At 54.9% G+C, this 23,180-nt stretch carries 26 protein-coding genes; 16 read left to right on the top strand and 10 right to left on the bottom strand.

Annotated features, from left to right (window positions below; genetic code table 11):
* The first annotated feature begins 33 nt into the window (after positions 1-33).
* From purH to ROA7450_RS16090, 10 genes are all read left to right on the top strand, one after another.
* Complete coding sequence (gene purH, locus ROA7450_RS16135) at positions 34-1,623, top strand: bifunctional phosphoribosylaminoimidazolecarboxamide formyltransferase/IMP cyclohydrolase (RefSeq protein ID WP_085806981.1); 1,590 nt, start codon at positions 34-36, stop codon at positions 1,621-1,623.
* A 33-nt stretch (positions 1,624-1,656) separates the two neighbouring features.
* Positions 1,657-2,127: a signal peptidase II gene (lspA, locus tag ROA7450_RS16130; protein ID WP_085806980.1), complete on the top strand. Its 471-nt coding sequence runs from the start codon at positions 1,657-1,659 to the stop codon at positions 2,125-2,127.
* A 51-nt stretch (positions 2,128-2,178) separates the two neighbouring features.
* Positions 2,179-2,697 (top strand): DUF3035 domain-containing protein, encoded by a 519-nt coding sequence (locus ROA7450_RS16125; RefSeq protein WP_085806979.1) that lies wholly within the window; start codon positions 2,179-2,181, stop codon positions 2,695-2,697.
* Positions 2,698-2,792: 95 nt separating this feature from the next.
* Positions 2,793-4,127 carry a M16 family metallopeptidase gene (locus tag ROA7450_RS16120; RefSeq protein ID WP_085806978.1) on the top strand — a complete coding sequence of 445 codons (1,335 nt, stop codon included), beginning with the start codon at positions 2,793-2,795 and terminating at the stop codon, positions 4,125-4,127.
* The gene (locus tag ROA7450_RS16115) at positions 4,124-5,422 is read left to right on the top strand and encodes a M16 family metallopeptidase (protein WP_085806977.1); all 1,299 of its coding nucleotides are present in this window, start codon (positions 4,124-4,126) and stop codon (positions 5,420-5,422) included. Before ROA7450_RS16120 ends, ROA7450_RS16115 begins: the two co-directional genes overlap by 4 nt.
* Before the next feature lie 122 nt (positions 5,423-5,544).
* A complete protein-coding gene (locus tag ROA7450_RS16110) occupies positions 5,545-6,471 on the top strand; it encodes a branched-chain amino acid ABC transporter permease (RefSeq protein ID WP_085806976.1) in 927 nt (308 codons plus the stop codon).
* On the top strand, positions 6,468-7,400 hold the full coding sequence (locus ROA7450_RS16105; protein ID WP_085806975.1) for a branched-chain amino acid ABC transporter permease: 933 nt from the start codon (positions 6,468-6,470) through the stop codon (positions 7,398-7,400). The genes ROA7450_RS16110 and ROA7450_RS16105 overlap by 4 nt, the downstream gene beginning before the upstream one ends.
* A complete protein-coding gene (locus ROA7450_RS16100; RefSeq protein ID WP_085806974.1) occupies positions 7,397-8,110 on the top strand; it encodes an ABC transporter ATP-binding protein in 714 nt (237 codons plus the stop codon). The genes ROA7450_RS16105 and ROA7450_RS16100 overlap by 4 nt, the downstream gene beginning before the upstream one ends.
* Positions 8,103-8,798: an ABC transporter ATP-binding protein gene (locus ROA7450_RS16095; RefSeq protein ID WP_085806973.1), complete on the top strand. Its 696-nt coding sequence runs from the start codon at positions 8,103-8,105 to the stop codon at positions 8,796-8,798. Before ROA7450_RS16100 ends, ROA7450_RS16095 begins: the two co-directional genes overlap by 8 nt.
* Before the next feature lie 192 nt (positions 8,799-8,990).
* Complete coding sequence (locus tag ROA7450_RS16090) at positions 8,991-10,679, top strand: ABC transporter ATP-binding protein (RefSeq protein WP_234999565.1); 1,689 nt, start codon at positions 8,991-8,993, stop codon at positions 10,677-10,679.
* A 5-nt stretch (positions 10,680-10,684) separates the two neighbouring features.
* On the opposite strand, the gene ROA7450_RS16085 is transcribed toward ROA7450_RS16090, so the two are convergent.
* From ROA7450_RS16085 to tsaD, 4 genes are read right to left on the bottom strand one after another with little or no spacing between them, the layout of a single operon-like run.
* On the bottom strand, positions 10,685-11,104 hold the full coding sequence (locus tag ROA7450_RS16085) for an EVE domain-containing protein (protein WP_085806971.1): 420 nt from the start codon (positions 11,102-11,104) through the stop codon (positions 10,685-10,687).
* A gap of 2 nt (positions 11,105-11,106) precedes the next feature.
* Positions 11,107-11,376 carry a YciI family protein gene (locus tag ROA7450_RS16080; RefSeq protein ID WP_085806970.1) on the bottom strand — a complete coding sequence of 90 codons (270 nt, stop codon included), beginning with the start codon at positions 11,374-11,376 and terminating at the stop codon, positions 11,107-11,109.
* Complete coding sequence (locus ROA7450_RS16075; RefSeq protein WP_085806969.1) at positions 11,376-12,335, bottom strand: NAD(P)H-dependent glycerol-3-phosphate dehydrogenase; 960 nt, start codon at positions 12,333-12,335, stop codon at positions 11,376-11,378. Before ROA7450_RS16075 ends, ROA7450_RS16080 begins: the two co-directional genes overlap by 1 nt.
* On the bottom strand, positions 12,332-13,429 hold the full coding sequence (tsaD, locus tag ROA7450_RS16070; protein ID WP_085806968.1) for a tRNA (adenosine(37)-N6)-threonylcarbamoyltransferase complex transferase subunit TsaD: 1,098 nt from the start codon (positions 13,427-13,429) through the stop codon (positions 12,332-12,334). The genes ROA7450_RS16075 and tsaD overlap by 4 nt, the downstream gene beginning before the upstream one ends.
* Positions 13,430-13,502: 73 nt before the next feature.
* Here tsaD and ROA7450_RS16065 point away from each other — a divergent pair, with 73 nt between their 5' ends.
* From ROA7450_RS16065 to ROA7450_RS16055, 3 genes are read left to right on the top strand one after another with little or no spacing between them, the layout of a single operon-like run.
* Positions 13,503-14,222, top strand: a complete 720-nt coding sequence (locus ROA7450_RS16065) for a uroporphyrinogen-III synthase (protein ID WP_085806967.1) — start codon at positions 13,503-13,505, stop codon at positions 14,220-14,222.
* Positions 14,223-14,282: 60 nt separating this feature from the next.
* Positions 14,283-15,638 carry a COG4223 family protein gene (locus ROA7450_RS16060; RefSeq protein ID WP_085806966.1) on the top strand — a complete coding sequence of 452 codons (1,356 nt, stop codon included), beginning with the start codon at positions 14,283-14,285 and terminating at the stop codon, positions 15,636-15,638.
* A 21-nt stretch (positions 15,639-15,659) separates the two neighbouring features.
* Positions 15,660-17,171, top strand: coding sequence for a heme biosynthesis protein HemY (locus tag ROA7450_RS16055; protein WP_085806965.1), 1,512 nt, complete (start codon positions 15,660-15,662; stop codon positions 17,169-17,171).
* 72 nt (positions 17,172-17,243) lie between these two features.
* On the opposite strand, the gene ROA7450_RS16050 is transcribed toward ROA7450_RS16055, so the two are convergent.
* On the bottom strand, positions 17,244-17,819 hold the full coding sequence (locus ROA7450_RS16050; RefSeq protein WP_085806964.1) for a GcrA family cell cycle regulator: 576 nt from the start codon (positions 17,817-17,819) through the stop codon (positions 17,244-17,246).
* A gap of 128 nt (positions 17,820-17,947) precedes the next feature.
* Here ROA7450_RS16050 and ROA7450_RS16045 point away from each other — a divergent pair, with 128 nt between their 5' ends.
* A complete protein-coding gene (locus ROA7450_RS16045; RefSeq protein WP_085806963.1) occupies positions 17,948-18,751 on the top strand; it encodes an ABC transporter permease in 804 nt (267 codons plus the stop codon).
* 16 nt (positions 18,752-18,767) lie between these two features.
* Here ROA7450_RS16045 and ROA7450_RS16040 read toward each other — a convergent pair whose 3' ends face one another.
* The 4 genes from ROA7450_RS16040 to ROA7450_RS16025 form a co-directional block, all read right to left on the bottom strand.
* Positions 18,768-19,127: a hypothetical protein gene (locus tag ROA7450_RS16040; protein ID WP_234999564.1), complete on the bottom strand. Its 360-nt coding sequence runs from the start codon at positions 19,125-19,127 to the stop codon at positions 18,768-18,770.
* Between the two features lie 138 nt (positions 19,128-19,265).
* Complete coding sequence (locus tag ROA7450_RS16035) at positions 19,266-20,585, bottom strand: MATE family efflux transporter (RefSeq protein ID WP_085806962.1); 1,320 nt, start codon at positions 20,583-20,585, stop codon at positions 19,266-19,268.
* Positions 20,578-21,087 carry a PaaI family thioesterase gene (locus ROA7450_RS16030; RefSeq protein ID WP_085807093.1) on the bottom strand — a complete coding sequence of 170 codons (510 nt, stop codon included), beginning with the start codon at positions 21,085-21,087 and terminating at the stop codon, positions 20,578-20,580. Before ROA7450_RS16030 ends, ROA7450_RS16035 begins: the two co-directional genes overlap by 8 nt.
* Positions 21,087-21,509 (bottom strand): PaaI family thioesterase, encoded by a 423-nt coding sequence (locus ROA7450_RS16025; protein WP_085807092.1) that lies wholly within the window; start codon positions 21,507-21,509, stop codon positions 21,087-21,089. The genes ROA7450_RS16030 and ROA7450_RS16025 overlap by 1 nt, the downstream gene beginning before the upstream one ends.
* Positions 21,510-21,622: 113 nt before the next feature.
* Between ROA7450_RS16025 and ROA7450_RS16020 the strand changes: the two genes are divergently transcribed.
* Positions 21,623-21,997 (top strand): MerR family transcriptional regulator, encoded by a 375-nt coding sequence (locus ROA7450_RS16020; RefSeq protein ID WP_085806961.1) that lies wholly within the window; start codon positions 21,623-21,625, stop codon positions 21,995-21,997.
* A gap of 9 nt (positions 21,998-22,006) precedes the next feature.
* Here the strand turns inward: ROA7450_RS16020 and ROA7450_RS16015 are convergent, their stop codons facing one another.
* On the bottom strand, positions 22,007-22,978 hold the full coding sequence (locus ROA7450_RS16015) for a GlxA family transcriptional regulator (RefSeq protein WP_085806960.1): 972 nt from the start codon (positions 22,976-22,978) through the stop codon (positions 22,007-22,009).
* Between the two features lie 78 nt (positions 22,979-23,056).
* On the opposite strand from ROA7450_RS16015, the gene ROA7450_RS20820 reads away from it, so the two are divergent.
* Positions 23,057-23,180 (top strand): 3-keto-5-aminohexanoate cleavage protein (locus tag ROA7450_RS20820; protein ID WP_200812974.1); only part of this gene is annotated, 124 nt, incomplete at its 3' end.

Genomic DNA, 23,180 nt, shown 5'->3' with positions numbered 1-23,180 from the left:
CCCGCTGACCGAGCTGCTAAGGATCCGCTGCCCATGACCAACCTCGCCCCTGTTCGCCGTGCCCTATTGTCTGTGTCCGATAAAACCGGACTGATTGATCTGGGCCGTGCCCTGTCCGACATGGGGGTAGAGTTGTTATCGACCGGCGGCAGTGCCAAGACCCTGCGCGAAGCCGGGCTGGATGTACGTGATGTGGCGGATGTGACCGGCTTTCCTGAAATGATGGACGGCCGGGTGAAAACCCTGCACCCGATGGTGCATGGCGGTTTGCTGGCGTTGCGTGATAATGACGACCACCTGGCTGCGATGGACACCCACGGCATTGGCGCGATCGATCTATTGGTGGTGAACCTGTATCCATTCGAGGAAACCGTTGCCAAAGGTGCCGATTATGACACCTGCATCGAAAACATCGACATTGGCGGCCCGGCGATGATCCGTGCGGCGGCCAAGAACCACTCATTCGTGAATGTTGTGGTTGATGTCGAAGATTATGCCCCCCTGCTGGAAGAGCTGAAAGCCAACGACGGCCAGACAACATATGCCTTCCGCCAGCGTTTGGCGTTGAACGCCTACTCACGCACCGGCGCTTATGATGCCGCCGTGTCGGCTTGGATGGCCAAGGCGCTAGATGAGCAGGCCCCGCGGCGCTGTGCTGTGGCTGGGACATTGGCACAAACGCTGCGCTATGGCGAAAACCCGCATCAGCAAGCAGCGTTTTACAAAGATGGCAGCACCCGCGCAGGCGTGGCGACAGCCGCTCAGCACCAGGGCAAAGAACTGAGCTATAACAATATTAACGATACCGATGCGGCATTTGAGCTGGTCAGTGAATTTGCACCGGAAAACGGCCCTGCCTGTGCGATCATCAAGCACGCCAACCCTTGTGGCGTCGCACGTGGCGCCTCCTTGCAAGAAGCGTATTCACGCGCGTTCGATTGCGACCGGACATCGGCCTTTGGTGGAATTATTGCCCTGAACCAACCGTTGGATGGTGCAACGGCGCAGGAAATCACTCAGATCTTTACCGAGGTGGTCATTGCACCCGGTGCGGATGACGAAGCAAAAGCCATATTCGCAGCCAAAAAAAACCTGCGCCTGCTGACCACTGACGGACTGGCAGATCCTGCCGAGGCAGCCCTGATGATCAAGCAAGTATCCGGCGGATACCTAGTACAGGACAAAGACAGCGGCGTTCTGACAGCCGATGATTTGAAGGTTGTGACCAAGCGCACCCCGACCGAGCAGGAAATGGCAGATATGTTGTTTGCTTGGAAGGTTGCGAAACACGTGAAGTCAAATGCGATCGTCTATGTCAAAGATGGTGCGACCGTCGGCGTTGGTGCCGGCCAAATGAGCCGCGTCGATAGCTGCCGGATTGCTGCCCGTAAATCTGAAGATATGGCCGCCGAACTGGGCCTGAGCACACCGCTTACCCAAGGAAGCGTTGTCGCATCAGATGCGTTCTTTCCATTCGCCGACGGGTTGCTAACGGCGGCCGAAGCGGGTGCAACGGCAGTGATCCACCCCGGCGGTTCTATGCGTGACGAAGATGTGATCGCGGCGGCGGACGAAGCAGGTCTTGCGATGGTCCTGACTGGCATGCGCCACTTCCTTCACTAAATACCTGTTGGCCGGATAGGGCGGGAGACACGAATGCGGATCATTTTCTGGACTGGGTTGCTGACCTTTTTGCTTGATCAGATAAGCAAGTATTGGGTCGTGCATCACATGGATTTGATCAATGAATACTCCATTGATGTGCTGCCGCCCTTACTGAACTTCCGCATGGCGTGGAATTACGGCGTGAATTTCGGCCTATTGGCGCAGGATAGCCCGATGACCCGGTGGATCCTGATCGGGGTCGCTCTGGTTATCTGTGCGGCGGTTTTGTGGTGGGTGAAGCGTGAAGAAGGCAGCTTTTGGCAAAAAGTCGCCACGGGCCTATTGATTGGTGGTGCTTTAGGCAATGTCATCGACCGGGTGCTCTACGGGGCGGTGGCGGACTTTCTGAACATGTCGTGCTGCGGTTTCAACAATCCATATTCATTCAACGTGGCTGACATCGCGGTTTTCGCAGGTGCGATTGGTTTGATCTTTTTCACCCCCTCAAAAAAGCCTGCGTGACGGGCGCACAGGAATAGGGTAAAAGCCTTGGGAAATGGCAGGAGATAGGCAATGGCAATGCCACGTGTAGTGATGATGGCGATGGTTTTGACCGCTGTGGCGGCCTGTTCTGGAAAGGATAAACCCCTGACCCGGATCAAGCATACGGGCAATGGCCCAGATGAATTTGCGATTCTCCCGTCCAAGCCGCTGCAAGAGCCCGAAAGCTTTACTAGCTTGCCCGCGCCTGCACCGGGTACAGCGAACTTGACGGATGTAAATCCCAGAGCCGAGGGCGTCATCGCACTTGGTGGTAATCCGGCGGCACTGGCAGGAAACAAGATAAACGCGAGCGAAACAGCATTGGTCAATTATTCGCGCCGCTATGGCGTTGAGCCAGATATCCGCACCATCGTTGCGGTTGAGGACGCTGAAGTGCGCAAAAAGCGTGGGCGTGTAAATATTCTCAATATTGGGCCCGATGATGATTATACTCTGGCTTACAAAAAAGAATGGCTGAATTCGCAAGCTGCGCGCGAACAACTAAGCGCGCAAGGCGTTGGTACACCTTCAGCCCCCCCAGGCGAATAATTTTGCGAATTAATTATCAAATATAGTTAAGCTTTCTTGAAGTCTTGGGAAGGCAACGTAACTAATCAACCAGTTGATTTCATAAGCGGAGGTGCATGATGCGCATTCTGGCCCTCTGTTCTGCTTTGTTGGCGGTGGCGACGATGCCAGCGCGGGCAAACGAACAGGTCACAAACTTCACCCTTGATAACGGGATGGAGGTGGTTGTGATCGAAGATCACCGCGCCCCGGTCGTGGTTCATATGGTCTGGTACAAAGCAGGGTCCGCCGATGAACCTGCAGGAGCCTCAGGCGTTGCGCACTTTCTTGAGCATTTGCTGTTTAAAGGCACTGAAAAACTGGAGCCGGGAGAGTTTTCAGCGACCGTTGCTCAAAACGGCGGCAGCGACAATGCGTTCACCAGCTACGACTATACGGCTTACTTTCAGCGGATTGCCGCGGACCGGCTTGAGCTGATGATGCAGATGGAAAGCGACCGTATGGTCAATATACAGCTGGGTGAGGAGGAAATCCTAACCGAGCGCGATGTGATCATCGAAGAGCGCAATCAACGCACCGAAAATGATCCATCAGCCCTATTCCGCGAGCAAAAGAATGCCGCGCAGTACCTTAATCACCGCTACGGCGTACCGATCATCGGGTGGAAGCATGAAATGCATGCGCTGGACCTTGAGGACGCTCTAACTTTCTACGAAAGACACTATGCGCCCAACAATGCCATTTTGGTGGTTGCAGGGGATGTTGAGCCAGACGAGGTGAAGGCGCTTGCCGAGACCTACTACGGTGTGATCCCGGCCAACGCCGATTTGCCAGAACGTGAGCGCGCTCAGGAGCCTCCACAAACTGCGGAACGGCGGCTGGTCTTTGAGGATCCGCGTGTGGCACAGCCCTATGTTGCAAGGTCCTATCTCGCGCCGGAACGAAATCTAGGAGACCAAGAAGAAGCGGCAGCCCTGACTATTCTGGCTGAAATTCTGGGCGGGGGTACGACTTCCGTTCTGGCCGAAAAGCTGCAGTTCGAGACTCCGAAATCCATCTATACCTATGCTTATTATGGCGGTGGGTCGCTGGATGAGACGACGTTCGAAGTGGGCATTGTCCCCGCATCAGATGTGACATTGGAAGAAGCCGAAACCGCGATGGATGAGGTTCTGGCAGAGTTCATGGAAACTGGTGTCGATCCGGAGCACCTTGAGCGAATCAAGATGCAACTGCGCGCCTCGCAGATCTACGCACGCGATAGCGTCAGGTCCTTGGCCAACCGCTATGGCCGGGGGTTGTCGACCGGATTGACGGTTGAGGATGTGCAGGCTTGGCCCGAGATCCTTCAGGCCGTGACTGAAGAGGACATTATGCAGGCAGCCAAGGATGTCTTTGATCGCAAGAACGCCGTCACCGGCTGGTTGAAAGGAACGGAGGTCACACAATGATCCGCTTTGCTTTGGCCTTTGTGGCCGTCTTCGCAGCTATCCCTGCGCGAGCTGATGTCGATATTCAAGAGCTCACAAGCACCGGCGGTATTGATGCCTGGCTGGTTGAGAGTCACGAAATCCCCTTTGTCGCGCTAGAATTGCGTTTCCGTGGAGGGGCAAGTCTGGATACATCCGGTAAGCGTGGGGCTACCAATCTCATGGGAGCATTGCTGGAGGAAGGGGCGGGTGACTTGGATTCTCAAGCCTTCAATCGCCGCGCCGAAGAGCTGGCCGTGTCCTTCTCGTATAGTGTCAGCGATGATGCCGTGAGTGTTTCAGCGCGGTTCCTGACCGAAAACCGGGTTGAGGCGATTGATCTGCTGCGCGACAGCCTGATCAACCCGCGTTTCGATCAGGATGCCATTGATCGGGTACGAGCGCAGGTGGAATCCGGCCTTCAATCTGACGCGAAAGACCCAGATGCCATCGCCAGATCCGAGTTTCGTGAACTGGTTTACGGCGAACATCCCTATGGCAGCGTGCAAGATGGCACCCTGGAAAGCGTCGCGGCACTCACGCGGGATGACATCGTTGCCGCGCATCAGGCTGCCCTGACGCGCGATCATCTGTTTGTCAGTGCGGTGGGGGACATCAACGCCGAAGAACTGGGCGCGTTGCTGGATGATCTTTTGGCAGACCTGCCCGAGGCGTCAGTAGATTTGGCAGGTGAGGCGACGATCAACCTCCCCGGCGACGTTCAGGTTGTGGATTTCCCGACACCGCAGTCGGTCGTGACATTTGGACAGCCCGGGATTGATCGCAACGATGATGATTTCTTTGCCGCCTTTGTCTTGAACCACATCCTTGGGGGCGGGGGGTTTGAAAGTCGCCTGATGCAAGAGGTTCGTGAAAAACGTGGTTTGACCTATGGGATCTACACTTTCCTGTCCGACCGTGATGGGGCCGAGATTATGATGGGTTCGGTTGCTTCTGGAAACGACCGTGTCGCCGAAGCGATTGAGGTCATTCAAAATGAATGGGCCCGAATTCGCGATGAAGGCGTGACACAGGCTGAATTGGATGATGCGAAAACCTATCTGACCGGGGCATACCCCCTGCGGTTTGACGGAAATGGTACCATCGCCAACATTGCCGCTGGGATGCAGATGAGTGGCCGGCCGACTGATTACATCGCAAATCGTAATGACCGGGTGAATGCCGTGACGCTGGAAGACATTAACCGCGTGGCGCGTGAATTTCTGGACCCCGACAAGTTGACTTTTGTGGTGGTTGGTCAGCCCGAGGGTCTTTGACCTAGAATTATGTGGAACACCTCGCTTGAACCGGCGGGGTGTTTAATCCCGCGTTAAAATGCGCCCCTTCCTACATCCTTCCCCTTGCCCTATCGGCTTCAACCATGCATGGCTGAAACCTAATGGAACTGGGCCCTTACATACTACTTGCCACGCTTGAGGGCATGATCACGGCATCGGTGCTGGCACTAACGGCTGTAGGATTGTCGCTGGTATTTGGCGTGATGCGGGTGGTCAACATTGCCCATGGTGAGTTTTTCATGCTGGGCGCGGTGATTGCCTGGTGTGTGGCGCAAATGCTGGGTGGGCATCCGGCAGTCGGCTTTGCGGCGGCACTTGTGATCGCACCCTTGTTGGTGGGTAGCCTCGCCATCGCGGCGGATATGACGATTCTGAAACGATTGGACTATGATCCCGAACGCACGATCGTGGCCACCATCGGATTACTCTACATCATTCAGCAATTGACGTTGATGAGCTTTGGCCCCGAGGCGCGCCCAGTGCAACCGCCCTTTAACACGCGCATCGCCTTGCCGTGGTTCGAGATGGGTGCGGATGGTTTCAAGCTCATCTGGCCTTGGGGGTTGGGGACAACCACCTACAAGCTGTTCGTTATCGTTGCCGCGGCGGCCTTGTTGCTTGCGGTTCGATTGATGATGACCCGCACCAAGATTGGCCTGCTGATGCGCGCCACGCAGGCAGATCGCGAGATGGCCTTGGCTTTTGGAATTCCGGTTGAGCGGATTTATGCACTGGTTTTTGGAATTGGCGCAGGGCTGGCCGCTATGGCCGCAGTTTTAATCGTGCCCATTCAACAGGCGCATTATCTGATGGGGGCGGATCCGTTGCTGCTGTCGTTCATTGTGGTGATTATTGGCGGATTGGGGAGTCTTCCGGGGACAGTTGTTGCCGCCATATTGATTGGCCTCAGTGACGGAATCATCTCTGTGTTCTTCTCGCCGACATTGGCCAAAATTTTGGCCACGCTGTTGGTTGGACTGGTTCTGGTGTTCCGCCCGCAGGGCCTGTTTGGAATCCGTAGCGTATGAAGGTGGTCGGGCTGCATATCGGCCTGTTGGCAGTGTTGTTTGCGTTGCAATTCGTCCTGCCCGCTTACCATCACGGAAATCTGGCGCGGATTATGGTGCTCGCCAGCTACGCCATTGGGTACAATATTCTCTTTGGCTACACTGGATTATTGAGCCTAGGGCATGCGTTGTTTTTCGCGGCGGGTATGTACGGCATGGGGCTGGGTATTCAGCATTTTGACCTGCCTGCGGCTCCCGCGCTTATCGCCGGAGTGGTTTCGGCAGCATTGGTGTCCGGAGGGCTGGCCCTTCTGGCGTTACGCACGACCGGTGTGGCCTTCATGATTGTGACGTTAATGTTTGCGCAGGCCGGGTACCTTACCATCTTGTATTTCGGGGAATGGACTCGCGGTGACGAGGGCTTTGTGATTGCCCAAAGCGCCCGGATGATCGCCGGAATCGATCTAAGTGACCCGACCAATCGTTATTTTGCGGCGTTGATCCTGTTTTCGATCTGTCTGGTGGTTTGCCTGTGGCTGATCCGGTCGCCCTTTGGCAAAACCCTGATCGCCATTCGCGAAAACGAAGAACGGGTGACCATGCTGGGCTATAGTACCTTTGCACATAAGCTGGGGGCGATGGTGGTATCGGGCACGTTGTCCGGTACGGCTGGGGCCACTTATGGCCTGCTGTTTGGCTATGCCGGAGCCAGCTTTGCCTCGGTCCAGTATTCGATCTTCCCACTGTTGTGGGTGTTGCTTGGCGGCGCGGGTACTGTCCTTGGCCCCTTTGTTGGTACTTTGTTCATGTTCTACCTTATTGATCTCTCCAGCGGGATCACCAGTGCCTATATGTTGATTGCTGGCGTGGTGCTGGTGCTGCTGACGCTCTTTGCTCCGCAAGGTTTGATGGGCGAATTGCGTCGCCGATTCTGGAAGGGCCTGCCATGACTTTGCTGTCTACCAAAGGGTTGAGTAAAAGTTTTGATGGGCTTGAGGCGGTCTCGAGCGTGGATTTTGAGCTGCCTGCTGGGCAGATACGCGCATTGATTGGCCCGAATGGCGCGGGAAAAACCACCTTCGTCAGCCTCATTTGTGGGCGCCTAGCTCCAACGTCAGGTACCGTCACCTTTGATGGGTACGATATCACCGTTTTGCCGGCCCATGAGCGAATCCAAAGGGGAATCGCCTATACGTTTCAGATCACCTCGATCTTTCCGGGTTTGAGTGCGCGCGAGAACATTGCACTGGCGGCACGACGTTTTTTGAAAGGTGCGCAAGTTACTGAAGTGGTTGAGGCAACGATAGACAAAGTTGGTTTGTTGGGCCGTGCTGACCAAACCGCCGGGGATCTTGCCTATGGCCATAAACGGTTGCTTGAAATCGGGATGGGGCTGGCACAAAATCCTCGATTGCTGATTTTGGACGAACCGACACAAGGGTTGTCAGATGGGGAGATTGAGGCGTTCAAAGAACTCATCCGCGATTTGGCTGATCAGGCAACGATCCTGTTGATCGAGCATAATATGAAGGTTGTGATGGCAACCGCCAACAAAATTAGCGTACTGGATGGGGGCCGTATGCTGGCAGAAGGTACCCCAGAAGAAATTCAGAATAACTTTGCGGTACAGACGGCCTATTTGGGACGTGATGATGCTTGAGTTGCGAGGCGTAAATGCTGGCTACGATCAAGCGCAGGTGCTGCGTGATCTGTCTTTGGAAGTACGCGCGGGTGAAATTCTCTGTTTGCTGGGACGAAACGGCGCGGGGAAAACCACAACGATGAAAACCATCATGGGGCTTTTACCACTGATGTCTGGCGAAATCACGCTAGATGGTCAGGTGATCAGCAACATGCCTGCCTATGAGATCCCGCGCGCTGGAATCGGATATGTCCCACAGGGGCGACGTTTGTTCACGGGCCTGAGTGTCGCGCAGAATCTTGAGGTTGGTCTGAGGGCGCGCAACAGTGGCGCAGATACGTTAGAGGAAGTACTCGACCTGTTCCCTCGATTGCGCGAACGATTGCAGCAACCCGCCCAAACGCTTTCAGGCGGAGAGCAACAAATGTTGGCTACCGCGCGGGCCTTATGTTTGCGTCCCAAGGTATTGCTTTTGGATGAGCCAACGGAAGGATTGCAACCATCGATGATCGAAGCAATCCGGCAAGTTATTCTCAAAATGCGGGCAGATGGCATTGCCGTTTTGTTGATTGAGCAACGCCTTGATGCGGTGCTGCCGGTTGCTGACCGCGTGGCGTTTATTGAGAATGGCCGAAATGGTGAAACCTTGTCAGCCGAAACGCTTCGCGGTGATCCATCCATCGCGGCAAGCTATATGGGCGTGTAGGAATTTCGCCGAAGGCAAAGTGGGGGCTGACCTTTCTGCGAGAACCCTATAAGAGCAAACAGAACCTATGAGTGACAGGCAAAATTCGCGATGGCAAAGACGTCAAATAAAAAAAGAGAACCGTTCTTTTCAGCGAAAGACAAAGATAACCTTCACTGGTTTTGGCATGGATACCTAAAGCACAAAGTCGGTATGATGCTTTTGGTTTTGTTGATGATCATCGTTCAGGGGCTTGTTTATCAGCAATTTCTGGCCAAAACGGAAAGCGGCCTTCGGGTGATTTTCGAATCCGGAACCGTCCGTGATTTGATCATGATCAGCTTTTTCGTGTTCTTCCTGTTCGTCGTACGTGGCGCGATGTCTTACTTGGTGCCGCTGGTAGCCGTCAGGATGAGTAGCGATGTCGTGTTCAGAATGCGCTCAGACTTGATCAAGCACCTGATGATTCTTGATCTAGCTTATTTTGAGCGGACCAAATCAGGGGAAATCATTCATAAACTTGGCGGTCAGTCGCAAAAACTAGGCTTTTTCGTTGGCATAAGTACCGCAAATGCCGTTCGTGACTTAGTCACAGTGCTCATTGTTTCCGGCTATCTCATTTATAAAAATTGGATTTTGTTCTCATCTGCTTTGGTTGTTTTGCCGTTCATTATGTGGATCATGAACCATGTTTCTGCTCGGGTCAGAAAAGCGCAAAACGAGGTGGAACTCGCCGCAATTGAAAACATGAGCAATATCGAAGAAACGATCAGCTCAATGCGGACGGTGAAGATTTCGGCCCAAGAAGATAAAGAGATCGATCGTCTCACCGAAGGAAGCAATAGATTGCGCGGCCTAAGTGTTCACATGCAACGCATTCAGGCACTCGTCTCGCCATCCATCGACCTGAGTTCGGCGGTCGTCTATGTGATGGTTATCGGCGGCGGCGGCTATATGGTGCTGAGCCCTAATTATGACGTGGATAGCGCAGGCATAATCACGTTCCTGCTGGGTTTGGTTATGGTATTCGATCCTGCGCGATTGTTGGGGCAGTATTTCAGCTCCATGCAGTCCAATCTGGTGACATTGGACCGTGTGCGCAGCTTGTACTCTGAGGACAGTTCCATCAAAGACGCACCTAATGCAGGTACCGAGTTCGATACCAGTGGTGACATTACTTTGAAGGATGTCGTGTTTTCGTACGATCCAGAACAGCCATTGTTCAACGGACTAAACATGAATTTCGAGGGTGGAAAGGTATCCGCCATTGTTGGAGCGACTGGGTCAGGCAAAACAACAGTTCTGTCGTTACTGACGAGGTTGTACGATGTGAAGGGTGGTGAAATTACAGTCGGTGGGGGAAAAGTCGACGAGCTAAAAATTAAGTCCCTCCGTTCTGCGTTTTCCGTCGTTGCCCAAGATATCGTGATTTTCAACAAATCTATCTGGGAAAACATCAAATACGTGAACCGGGAAGCAACGGATGAGCAGATCTGGCAAGCTGCCGAAAATGCCGAGATTGCTGATCTGATGCGTAAACGAGGCGATACTGCGGTTGGCCCAAAGGGCGCACAGTTGTCGGGTGGGCAAAAGCAACGGATTGCGATTGCCAGGGCATTTTTAAGTGACGCGCCGATTCTGCTGCTTGATGAGGCGACAAGCGCGCTTGACCAGGCCACCGAGGCACGGATCAAAACCGCGCTAACCCGGTTGACCAATGGGCGCACCACAATCGTTGTTGCACACAGGCTTTCGTCAATCGCGGATGCCGATCAGATCTATGTCATGGAATCGGGTGGGCTGTTCGAACAGGGCACACATGACGAGTTGTTGGAGGTAAATGGCCTCTATGCGCAGCTCTATAATGCGCAGCGTAGCGGGTACAACGGCAAGAAAGGCTGAGGCGTCTAAGGCGCGGAACCAGCCATATCACAGACAATGGCCCATTCATCAGCCGTGACTGGTTGTACGGATAGCCGCGATGTGCGCACCAGCGCCATCTCGGCCAGCCTTGGGTCGGCCTTGATCATTGCCAGCGTAATCGGTGTTTGTAACGGGCCAACGGCTTTGATGTCGACGCATTCCCAGCGTTCATCATCCGTGGTGCTGTCAGAGTGGGCCTCGTTGATTACTTCGACGATGCCCACCACAGCCTTTTCCTTTTGGCTGTGGTAGAAAAATCCGCGATCGCCAACCTTCATTTCGCGCATGAAGTTGCGTGCCTGATAATTGCGTACGCCGTCCCACTCTTCGCCCTCATCGCCCTTGGCGACCTGATCATCCCAGCTCCAGGTTGAGGGTTCGGATTTGAACAGCCAGTAGCGCATGATCAGATCACCTTTTTCCAAGGGACCAGTTTGACCTCGGCAAACAGGTCCGCCTTGGCATAGGGGTCATTGGCGGCCCAGGCTTGGGCTGCGGCCATATCGTCAACATCCAGAATGACCAGCGAGCCGATCATTTGTTCGTTGTTGTCCAGCAACGGACCTGCCTGACTAACGACACCGGTTTCCTTGAGATAGGCAACATGCTTATCACGGTTATCGAGACGGGTTTGCAGGGCACCTGGTTTGTCTTGGGCCATCAGAGCAATTAGCATTATTCTTCCTTCAGTGGTCTTGAGAGTAACATATCCATGGCCTGATCAACGCGCAATTCCTGATCGATCAAAGCGGCGATCACTTCTGTGATCGGCATTTCGAGTGACTTTTCGTGGGCAATATCACGCACCGCTTTTGCCGTGGCAGCACCTTCGACTGTGACAGCGCTGTCGAACGTCTCATCGCGTCCGATGCTGCGGCCATAGCGAAAATTGCGCGACTGATCGGAGCCGCAGGTCAATACCAGATCGCCAAAGCCAGACAGACCAGCCAATGTTTCTACGTTCGCACCGAGAGAAACGGCCATACGGCTCATCTCGGCAAAGCCACGGGTCATCAGTGCCGCGCGTGCGCTTTCGCCCAGCCCCGCTCCTATGACGGTGCCACAGCCAATTGCTATAACGTTTTTCAGTGCACCACCCAGTTCAGCGCCGGTCACATCCGTGGTTCGGTAAAGTCTGAGGTTCGGGGTCGTCAGGTTGTTTTGAAGCGTTTTGCCTACAGCCTCGTCTTCGCAGGCCAAGGTTAGCGCCGTTGGCAAGTCACGGGCGATGTCATCGGCGAAGGATGGGCCCGTCAGAATCGCGGTTTTCGCGTTTGGAAGGATTTCGTTGATGATTTGCACGGGGCCCTTACCCGTGGAAAGTTCGATGCCTTTGCAGCAGGCCACAAGCGTAGCTCTTGAAAGTGTCTTAGCGTGTTCCGTTAAGGCAGCCCGTAGTTTTTGTGTTGGGATCGAGAGCAAAATCGTGCTGTCCTCAGGCAGTGAACTCGGATCAGAATGGATACTAATTCGATCCGGCAGCATAATCCCGGGCAGGCGTTTGCGGTTTTCGCGATGCTGATCCATTTCTTGCGCATGTCTAGCGTCCCGCGCCCAGAGGGAAACCTCGCCATTGTGGGCCAGAGAAATCGCCAGCGCAGTCCCGAATGCCCCAGCCCCCATCACACAAATCATGCTTTGGCCCCTTTTTTGCCGCTGCCCAACATTGAGGGGCTGGTTTGATCCAAGGGCCAACGGGGACGCGCGGCAAGTGTCATGTCGCTGCGTTCTCCGGCGCTGAACACCTCTGCCCCGGCATAGGCGATCATGGCCGCGTTGTCGGTACAAAGCGCCAGAGGAGGCGCGACGAAAGCCGTGTCATGCTCGGCGGCGGCTGTTTCGAGAGCAGATCGGATCGCCTGATTGGCCGCAACGCCTCCCGCCACCGCAATCGCAGGGGATTGGGGAGCCTTCTGTAGATATTTCCTAAGGGCGCGGCGCGTTTTGGCTGCCAAGGTGTCGGTCACCGCGGCTTGAAACCCGGCGCACAAGTCATTTACATCTTGCTGCCTAAGCCCGCCTTGCTCTGTAATGATCGTATCGCGGGTACGCAGAAGTGCGGTTTTCAAGCCCGAGAAGGACAGGTCGCAGTCATCGCGATCCAGCAAGGGCCGTGGGAAGCGGAACCGCTTTGGATCCCCCAGCTTGGCGCGCACCTCCACACTTGGGCCACCGGGTTGCGACAAGCCAAGAAGCCGTGCGGTTTTATCAAAAGCCTCGCCCGGGGCGTCATCAATGGTGCCTCCAACGCGTGTAAACCCCGTGGGGCTATGGACGATGAGAAACTGACAATGCCCACCTGAGACCAGCAGCATCAGGTAGGGGTACGTCAGCTGGTCTGTCAAACGAGGGGTTAGGGCGTGCCCAGCAAGGTGGTTCACACCGATCAAAGGCAGATCTGCACCCGCTGCAATCCCCTTGGCGCACATCACACCAGAGAGAACTCCACCAATCAGGCCGGGTCCTGCGGTGACAGCGATCAGGTCGATGTCGCTCAATGCGGTACCTGATGCTTGCAATGCGTCCCTAACGCAGTAATCAAGCTTTTCAGCATGCGCGCGCGCTGCGATTTCCGGCACCACACCGCCAAAGTCGGCGTGCAAATCATTTTGCCCGAACACGACAGATGACAAGATTTGGGGGGGCTGCCCATCGGAAACACGCACGACTGCAGCGGCAGTATCATCACAACTGCTTTCCAATCCAAGCACTGTTAAGTCGTTGTTCATACTCTGTCCGTTGCGTGAGCCTTTCAGGACAGGTAACACCGGGGACAGGCGCAAACAACTCTGGTTTAAACGAATGCTACCGACAATTCTGATTATACGTCCTGAAGAGGCGGCCATCAGGTTTGAACAAGAGCTGATCGCGCGTTTTGGCGCAGATCTTCGCATTTTACGGGCCCCAGCAATGCGAATGGAGTTTCTCTCGCCTCAGGTGAAATGGGTATCGATAAACACCTTGGTCTTCACTTCGCATGTCGCGGTGCAGGCGTTTGCCGCGCTAACAGATGATCGGGCATTCGCCTGTTACGCAGTCGGCTCCACAACGGCCACGGCAGCGCGAGCGATCGGGCTCGATCCAGTCGATTGCAAGGGTGATGCGGCTGAACTGGTTAAAGTCCTGCTTGCAGCGAGGCCCCAATTGCCTGCGTTGTATCTTCGCGGTGAACATGTGTCGGAGGATATTGCTGCCAAGCTCGACCAGTCTGGTATCACGGTTCAAAGTGCAATTGTTTATCGTCAGCATGCAAAGCGGCTGACGTCTGAGGCCAAAGATTTGCTCCAGAGTGCCAACCCGGTGATTGTTCCGCTGATGTCGGCGCGCAGTTCCAGGTTGCTATTTGATCAAGCGAATCCAGCGGCACAGATCTATCCCGTGGCGATCAGTAATAAGGTTGCCGCGACCGTGCCAGAAGCATACTCTGCTCAACTGCGAACAGCCCTGAAACCTAATCTGCAAGCGGTTTTGGATGAAGTTGCCAAACAAATCAGGGACGTTAAGCGACTTGAGGGTCTGTAATCCGCAAAGTAAGGTCAATTGACGCCGACCGCGGCTCAAGATTCGAAAAGGTGATTTAACGTGGCTAAAACTCCGAAATCTCGCAAGGCAGCGAAACCCAAAAAGGCAACTGCCAAGCCTGAAGAGGCGGATGTCGAAGCATCTGCAAAGCAGGAAACCACGGATAATTCAACCGATCAGAGCCAAGAAACAGAAGTGCAGGCCTCTGAGGATGCTGTAGAAAAGATCTCTGAGCCGAAAGATCAGCCAGAGGAAACACCGACAGGTGAGGTGCCCGAGGATCAGCCGAAAGATGTTGATACTGAAAGCGAAACATCTGACGTAAATGAAGCAGACGTGGAAACCAATGGTGGAGACGAAGCCTTCGAAGGTGTCGATACAGAAGTCACCACCGAAGATTCCATTGCTTTGGAGGAATCAGAGGCATTGGAGCCCGTTCTTTCCGAAGCATCCGCACCAGAGCCCGTATCTGTAGGAGAGCCGCCAGAAAACGAGCCGCGCAAGAGTGGGTTCTTTCCCGCCGTGTTCGGAGGCGTGATCGCCGCAGGTATCGGATTTGCAGCGTCATTGTATCTGTTTCCGGATTGGGGGCGTTCTGATCAGGTTGCTGATGATCGGGTGCCGCAGCTTGAGGCCTTGATCGCGAAACATTCGGAAGCGATTGACGCCTTGCAGAAAAAGGGTGCTGATACGGTAATGCCTGACTTGTCGGGCTTGCAGACCGCTCATGACGAGCTTGGGGCTTCGGTGTCCGGCTTGGTCAAGCGCTTGGAGCAGGTTGAAACCAATCTCGAAGGTCTGGCGTCTTTGGCAAGCGGAAGCGGTGCAGATGCCGATGCTCTCATGGCCCTTCAGGACCAGATGACTCAACAACGCACTGAAATCGAGGCGATGCTCGGGCAGGCGCAGGGTATGGAAGCCGAGGCCAAACTTGCGGCGCAACGTGCGGCGCTTGGCCAGATCCAAATTGCCATGGATACGGGGGCGGCGTTTTCAACCCCTGTATCGGAGCTTTCAGCCGCGGGCGTGGCCGTTCCTAAGGATCTGTCGCAGTTTTCAGGCGATGGCGTGAAATCTCTGGCTGAATTACAGGAAAGTTTTCCTGAGTTGGCCCGCGAGGCGTTACGGATAGCGCGAAGCACAGCCGGGGAAGACAACGGAAGCAAGGGTGTTGGGGCACTGTTGCGCAGTGCGCTTGGCGCTCGCTCGCTTGAACCGCAAGAAGGTGACAGTGCCGATGCGGTGCTTTCCCGGGCCGAAGCGGCCTTGCGCGAAGAGCGTCTTCATGACGTCTTGTCGGAATTACAGGCCTTGCCGGAACCGGCACTGGTCATTCTGACGGATTGGTCCGGGGATGTGGCCCAACGATTGGCCGCCATATCAGCGCTACAGACGCTGAATGAAAATTTGAACTGATAGGGATTAGGGGCGTTTAACATGTTGTGGTCCATTACAAAGATCGTCGTATTTGTCGCCCTGATCGCTGCTGCGGCCTACGGCGCAATCATGCTGCTGGAGTTGGACGGCGGCGTCCGCATCGAAATGGCGGGGCAGGAATATAACCTGACCTTGCTGACCGCTGTGATCGCCGTGATCTTGATGGTCATTGCGGTCTGGTTAGGTTTGAAGGTGTTGGCCTTCCTTGTTGCTTTGCTGAAATTTATCAACGGTGACGAGACCGCAATCTCGCGTTATTTCGATAAAAACCGTCAAGAAAAAGGTTATAAGGCGTTGTCCGATGGCATCGTGGCTTTGGCTTCGGGGGAAGGGGATGTCGCGATGGCCAAAGCGGCCAAGGCAGATAAATATCTCAAGAAACCCGCGCTAACCAATCTGATCACGGCCCAAGCCGCCGAGATAAAGGGCGACCACAAGAAAGCCGAAGAAGTCTACAAGAAGCTGCTGAAGAACGAAAAAACCCGCTTTGTTGGCGTGCGTGGCTTGATGCAGCAAAAGCTGGAATCGGGCGATACGCAGACGGCTTTGAAGTTGGCGGAAACGGCCTTTGCGCTCAAACCAAAGCATGCGGAAGTGCAGGATACTTTGCTGAACCTGCAAGCCAAGAGTGAAGATTGGAGTGGCGCACGGGGCACCCTGAAAGCCAAGCTGAAGTACGGGGCGTTGCCGCGCGATGTGCACAAGCGCCGCGATGCGGTTCTGGCCCTGTCCGAGGCACGTGGCGTTTGGGATGACGGCCACGATATTGCAGCCCGTGAAACCGCGATTGAGGCGAACAAGATGTCGCCAGATCTGGTGCCTGCGGCTGTGTTGGCTGCCCGCAGCTATATTGCGCAAGGCTCCAAGCGCAATGCGACCCGGTTGATCGTGAAAGCTTGGAATGCTCAGCCTCACCCAGATCTTGCAGCTGTTTTTGCGGAGATCGAACCTGAAGAAACACCTGCAGCCCGCGTGAAGCGGTTCGCAAAACTGCTTAAGTACCACGCGGATCATCGCGAAGCGAAGCTGTTGAGTGCTGAACTGCAAATCGCAGCTGAAGATTTCCCTGCGGCCCGCCGCGCTATGGGTGATTTGGCCGAGAGCGAACCGGACACGCGGGTACTCACTCTGATGGCGGCGATCGAACGTGGTGAGGGGGCAGATGATGCAGTCGTCCGCGCTTGGCTGGCCCGCGCACTTGCGGCCCCTCGCGGCCCGCAATGGGTCTGTGACAGTTGTCAGCACATTCATGCGGATTGGGTGCCGTCCTGCGAAAATTGCGAATCATTCGATACGCTCAGCTGGCGGGCGCCTCCGGTCAGTGCGACCACCAGCCCGGTTGGATTTGAGATGCTGCCGCTGCTGGTTGGCGCGGCCCCGTCAACGGAAGACGCATCCGGAAATGAGGAAGAGGGTGCTGAAGCTGAGATTGAAGATGCCGAAGTGCTGGACGCGGCAGACGGGAACGAAGATGCATCAGGTGACCAGGACAAACAGCCCAACCCAACCTAATTGAAAAATGGTCATGGCAACAAAAAAGCCCCGGAAAATTCCGGGGCTTTTGTTTTAAAGCGTTAGCACCTGTTACCGTTTGCGGTCGCGACGGCTGCTCATGGGTTGGAAGGCCACGCCAACGTGGGCTTCGCAATAGGGCTTGCCGGATTGCACGGGTAGGCCGCAGAACCAAAAATCTGGCGTTGCCGGATCGCCAACAGGCCACTTGCAGGTGCGCTCGGTCAGCTCCATCAGGCTTAGTTTTTTTGCTTTCTTTTCAATCTCATTCACCTTTGCCAAAGCGGCAGGATCAATTTCATTGGCTGAAGGCTGCGGCGGCAATGGTTGCCCCGCCGGAATGATCTGCTTGGCCCTGCTGATCGGTGCCGCAGTTGTATCACGTGCAGGCTGGGTTTTGATTTCCGGCTTTGGCTCTGGCGCTGCTTTCGGCGCGGCCTTTGGTTTTGCCGCAGCCTTTGGTTTGGCCTTGGCTGCCGAATCCGAACTGCCGCCTGATCCATTGCGGTTGGACAGGCCCAGCCGATGCACCTTGCCGATTACGGCATTGCGTGTGACACCGCCCAGTTCCTTGGCGATCTGGCTGGCGGATTGGCCTTCGCCCCACATCTTCTTCAGAAGTTCAACGCGCTCGTCGTTCCAGGACATTGGCCTGCTTCCTCATCCTCTTGGGGGCCTTTATCACAGACCGCCCGTAAATTCCATCGAAGGCCCTATTCTAGTCACTGTGCATTAAGTTACAAGGCATCGAATCGCATCTGACGGAATCTAAGATCATGACTGGTAAATCCGACATGGGGGCTCGCCGATTTGGGGCGATCAACTGGCTGGGACTTTACACTTTGGCCTCGCGCGAAGTGCAACGTTTTCTAGCGGTCTGGACACAGACATTGATGGCCCCGCTAGTCACGGCTGGTCTTTTCTTAATGATATTCTCTATCGCCATTGGTCCACGTCGCGGTGACGTGATGGGTGTGGATTTCACCACCTTTATCGCGCCAGGCATTTTGATGATGACGGTGATTCAGAACGCCTTTGCCAATACATCTTCTTCGATTGTCATTTCCAAAGTGCAGGGGAACATCGTGGATACCCTGATGCCACCGCTCAGCCCGGCGGAATTGGTGTTCGGTTATCTGGCCGGCGCAGTGGGGCGGGGTCTGTTGGTGGCTTTGGCCATCGGATTGGGCTTGCTGATGTTTTTGGGCATTGGCGTACAGCACCCGATCTGGGCGCTGGTCTTCGTCATTCTGGGTGCCGCCTTCTTGGGGGGGCTAGGTATTGTCGCGGGAATTTTCGCCAACAAGTTCGACCAGATGGCAGCGATCACCAATTTCATCGTGACGCCCTTGGCATTCCTTTCAGGCACGTTCTATTCAGTGCAGGCTCTGCCACCGGTCCTCCGGACGTTTACGCAATTCAACCCGATTTTCTATCTAATCGATGGTGTGCGATTTGGGGTGCTGGGGGTGTCTGATGCATCCCCTTGGTTGGGGCTTTGTGTCGCGAGCTTTGCTACACTCACGATCTGTTTGATCGCCTGGGGCATGTTCAGCCGGGGTTACCGGCTGAAAGCTTGAATCTATTTGAGCGAGATTAAGTGCAGATCGCTTTTGCACGTTCGCCGTAGGCCACATAGGTTTTCCAGAACCGTTCGTCACTGGCGCGATCTGACTGGCGAACTTCCTGTGCCAGATGCGGATCGCGGTAGAACTGGATCGCGCGCTTTTGTTCGGTCACGGTCAAGGTCTGATTGGCCACCGCTTGGATACACCCGCACAATTGACGCGAGCGGGCCTTGCGATCCGAGGCCAGGCAGGCCTTGTTGATCGGGCCATTCACCAGAGGGGCCGCGCGTGACACGGAAGATGCATAGCTGGTTGGACGGCTTTGGTCGCGTCCGCCGCCGCAAGCGGTGAGAACCACTGCAATACACAATAAAAGCCTGTTTTTCATTACTCTTGCCTCGTTTGGTGGCGTCATTTTCTGCTCAACGCCTTATGATTTTCGGAATTATTGCCCGATTTGCGTGCATTTATCAATTCTTAAGACCGTTCTTACCCCAAAGTCAGGCAGGATATGGGCGAAATGCTGTTATTTTGCCGCGCTGGCCTCCAATGCGGGATAGCGCAGTCCAAGGGTCACACCGCGCGCAACGAAGCTGATCAGCAGGGCAATCCACAGGCCGTGGTTGCCAAATATCGGCATCAGTGACGCGAGCGAGACGAGGTAAACGAGAAGGCTGAGCGCCATCATGTTGCGCATGTCGCGCGTCCGGGTGGCGCCGATGAATATGCCGTCCAACATCCAAGCTCCCAACCCCAAAAGCGGAGCCAACACCATGTACGGCAGATATAGGCGTGCCTCAGTTTGAACCTCGGGTGCTTTGGCCATCAGGTCAATCAACATGCCGCCACAGAGTGCGAAGGCTAGAGCGAAAAGGATATTTGCAATCAGCCCCCATTGGCTGGAAATGATAACGCTGCGCCGAAGGCGAGCTTGATTGCGCGCCCCGACAGCTTGCCCGACGAGAGCTTCAACAGCAAAAGCAAACCCATCCATCGCGTAGGCCGTGATATGCAAGAATTGCAGCAGAACCTGATTGGCTGCTAAGGCGACATCCCCGTACACACCGCCCAGCAACAAGAATGAGACAAACATTATTTGTAACATCAACGATCGGAGTAGGATGTCGATATTTACTACTGACATGTGGCGAAGTTGCACAGGGTCGAAAACACGGGACCAATCACGCCACGCGGGATTGGAAAAAACATCCCGACATAACCAAAGTCCAAGGGCCAAGCCTGTCCATTCTGCAATGAAAGTGGCTTGTGCAACGCCAGCCACTCCCCAACCGAGGCCCAGCACAAACCATAAATCCAACACAATATTCAGGCCGTTCATCCAAACCTGCAAGACCAGAACGGATTTAGTGCGCTCGAGAGCGATCAACCAGCCGGTAATGCCGTATAGGCCGATCAGTGCTGGCGCACTCCAGACGCGGATGGCCATGTATTCACGGGCGAGTTCTTCGACCTCGGCGCTTGCGGGTGACACAACGAAGGCACCGGCGAATATCGGAAGTTGGAGCAGGATGATCGAGACCCCTGCCGTAAAGCCAATCATCAAGGCCCGCATCAATAGGGCTGAAACCTCGCCCGACCGCCCAGCCCCAAACGCTTGACTGGTCAAGCCACTGGTGCCCATGCGCAGAAATCCGAACATCCAATAGATTGCGGTCAACATAGTCGCGCCGACGGCGACGGCGGCGATTGGGGCGGCTTCACCGATTTGACCTACGACACCCGTATCTACGGCCCCCAGGATTGGGACGGTTGCATTTGATAGCACAATGGGTGCCGCAATTTTAAAAACCCGTTTATGGGTGATGGGTTGCGTCGCCTCAGCCATCCTGACGCGGCATCAGGAAATGTGCGGTGGCCTGCGCAATAGGACGTGCGCGATTGTCCTGCCACGCTTCGGTATGTACGGTGGCATAGCGACGGCCCGAGCGGGTGACATGTGCGCGAGCATAGGCATCGCGGGGCAAACCCGACCGCAGGTAATCGACGGTGAAGCTGATGGTTTTAGGAAGGCGTGGCATATTGCCTGCGGCCATCTCCTCGGCATCCAGATTGCCGGATTCAATATCCTGCCAAAGCATCGACCAACTCAGGCCAATGATCGCGGTCACCTCAAGAAAGGCTGCTGTTGCTCCGCCATGCAGGGCAGGCAGCATCGGATTGCCGATTAACCGTTCCTCGAAAGGCATGACGGCAGTCAACTCATCACCGCGGCGATCAAAGTGAATACCCAGAAATTGAACGTAAGGGACGCCACTAACCAACGCATTCAGCACTGCATCACGACGTTGCTTAATCACCTGCATCGGTTCCGGTTTTACGCGCGACATCATTTACCCTCTACCGTGAAAGTGCCGGTTGCCGTGGCAACAGGACGATCCGCGTCCTCATCTATAGCGCGAGCGCGCACAAAGGCGACTGAACGGGTGATGTGGTAACATTCGGCAATGGCCGTAATACGTTGGCCCGGGGTGGCAGGACGCATGTAGTCGATCCTCAGATCAATAGTGGCCGTGCTCGTGGGCGAGGACGGATGGCTCATCACTGCGGTCCCACAACAGGTATCCATCAACGCGGAAACGGCACCACCGTGGATCACCCCCGTAGCCGGGTCACCGACGAACTGCTTGTTATAATCCATCGTCATCTCAGCTGTACCTTTGCTAACGCTGGCAAGCTTCATGCCAAGCGCCTGCGAATGTGGAATTGCTTCGATAAACTGTTTTGCAATTTTGGTTTGATTGATATCCATCATGCCCTCTTGTCTGGGTCTATATGTGCCGGAATCTTTGCACGGCGCAAGCTGATGGTTGCTCTTGTTTCAGACTGCGGTAAAGTAATGACGTAACGATATAGGATCTCCATATGTCTGAAACTCGCTTATCGTTCAAAGAAATGTGCGCCAAGTTCGACGTGACTCCAAGGACGCTTCGGTATTATGAGTACATTGAATTGCTTCAACCAGAGCGTGAAGGGCGATCACGTTTTTATGGATCGCGCGAAGTTGCCCGGATGACATTGATACTGCGCGGTCGCAAGTGGGGTTTCCCGCTTGAAGATATTCGCCAATGGCTTTTGATTTATGAAAATGAAGGCACTGACGCGCAAATGCAGAACCTGATCGAATTGGCGGACAGGCAGTTGGTCGACTTGCAGGCGCAGCGCGTGCAGCTTGACGAGGCCATCGATGAACTCAAGAGCATGCGGGACGCAACGGTTAACACCCTCGGCAAAACCTAGGCAGGTTGATCACACCTGCTGGATTATCGACCTGGCTTTGAGGCGGAGCTGCCTGGGGCTCAGGCCGTAATATTGACGAATAGCACGCGCCATGGCTGCAGGTGAATCGTAGCCACAGCGCAAAGCAGTTTCAGAGACGCTAAGGGTACTGGACTCCAACAGTTTTCGTGCTGCAGCCAAGCGCATGTGGCGATAGACCGCTCCCGGAGACGCGCCCAATCGTGTATGAAAACGCCTGCTCAATGTGCGGGGCTGGCAGGATAGTCGGTGAGATAGTTCAGCAAGGCCCAGAGGATTTTCGATGTTTTCACGCATTACTTGAAGGGCACGTTTGGTGAGAGGGTCGGAAGACGTGTTCTGATCAGATCGGAGTTCTCCCAACTGTGTGCCATGCAAAAACAAGGCTTCAACATCCAGACGTGGTGCCGCTCCGAGGTGATGCTCAATCAAACCTAATGTCATCTCCAGCGCAGACATGGCCCCGGCGCAGGTCATGTAGGGGCCGTCGTGCAGAACTTGTTCGCGCTCGGCTCGCACTTCCAGAAAACGCTCGGAAAACGCATCCAACAAGTCCCAGTGAATCGTTGCTTGCCGCCCATCCAATAAGCCCGCAGACGCGAGCAACCATGGTCCTGCATCAAGGCCAACCACGGTACTCGCCTTGGCAGCGGCAGACCGAAGGATTCGTCGGGTTTCTCGTCGGTCATGTTCGTCATGGTTATAGCTGGCTAGCACAAATAGGTAATCCACCTGCGTCAATTCGGCCAGATTTGCATGTGCCACAACTTCGATCCCGCTGGATGAACTGGCTGGAGCGCCATCTACCGTGTAAATCATCCAATGAAAGTTTTCGCGCAGTGTTTGAGTATTTGCGGCACGCAAAGGCTCAATACAATTGGCCATACACAGGTTGGAAAAGCGGTCAAAAAGCAAGAGCGCAATCCGTATCGGGGGCTGATCTGGTTTTGTCCATTTTTGCATGATTTTTGTCTTTTAGGGCAAAATCACTTTCTACACCAGCGGGCTACTCTGATTTCCAAATCCATTGGAGGAATCGTCATGCCTTTGACCATGAACCGCGAAGTATTCATCACCTGTGCCGTGACCGGCTCGGGGGGAACGCAGGATAAGTCGCCGCATGTGCCGCGCAGCCCGGAGCAGATTGCGACATCGGCGATCGAGG

The organism is Roseovarius albus, from assembly GCF_900172335.1.
Classification (GTDB): Bacteria; Pseudomonadota; Alphaproteobacteria; order Rhodobacterales; family Rhodobacteraceae; genus Roseovarius; species Roseovarius albus.
Note: the sequence above shows the minus strand (reverse complement) of the source record. Positions and strands in the feature narration are given on the sequence as shown.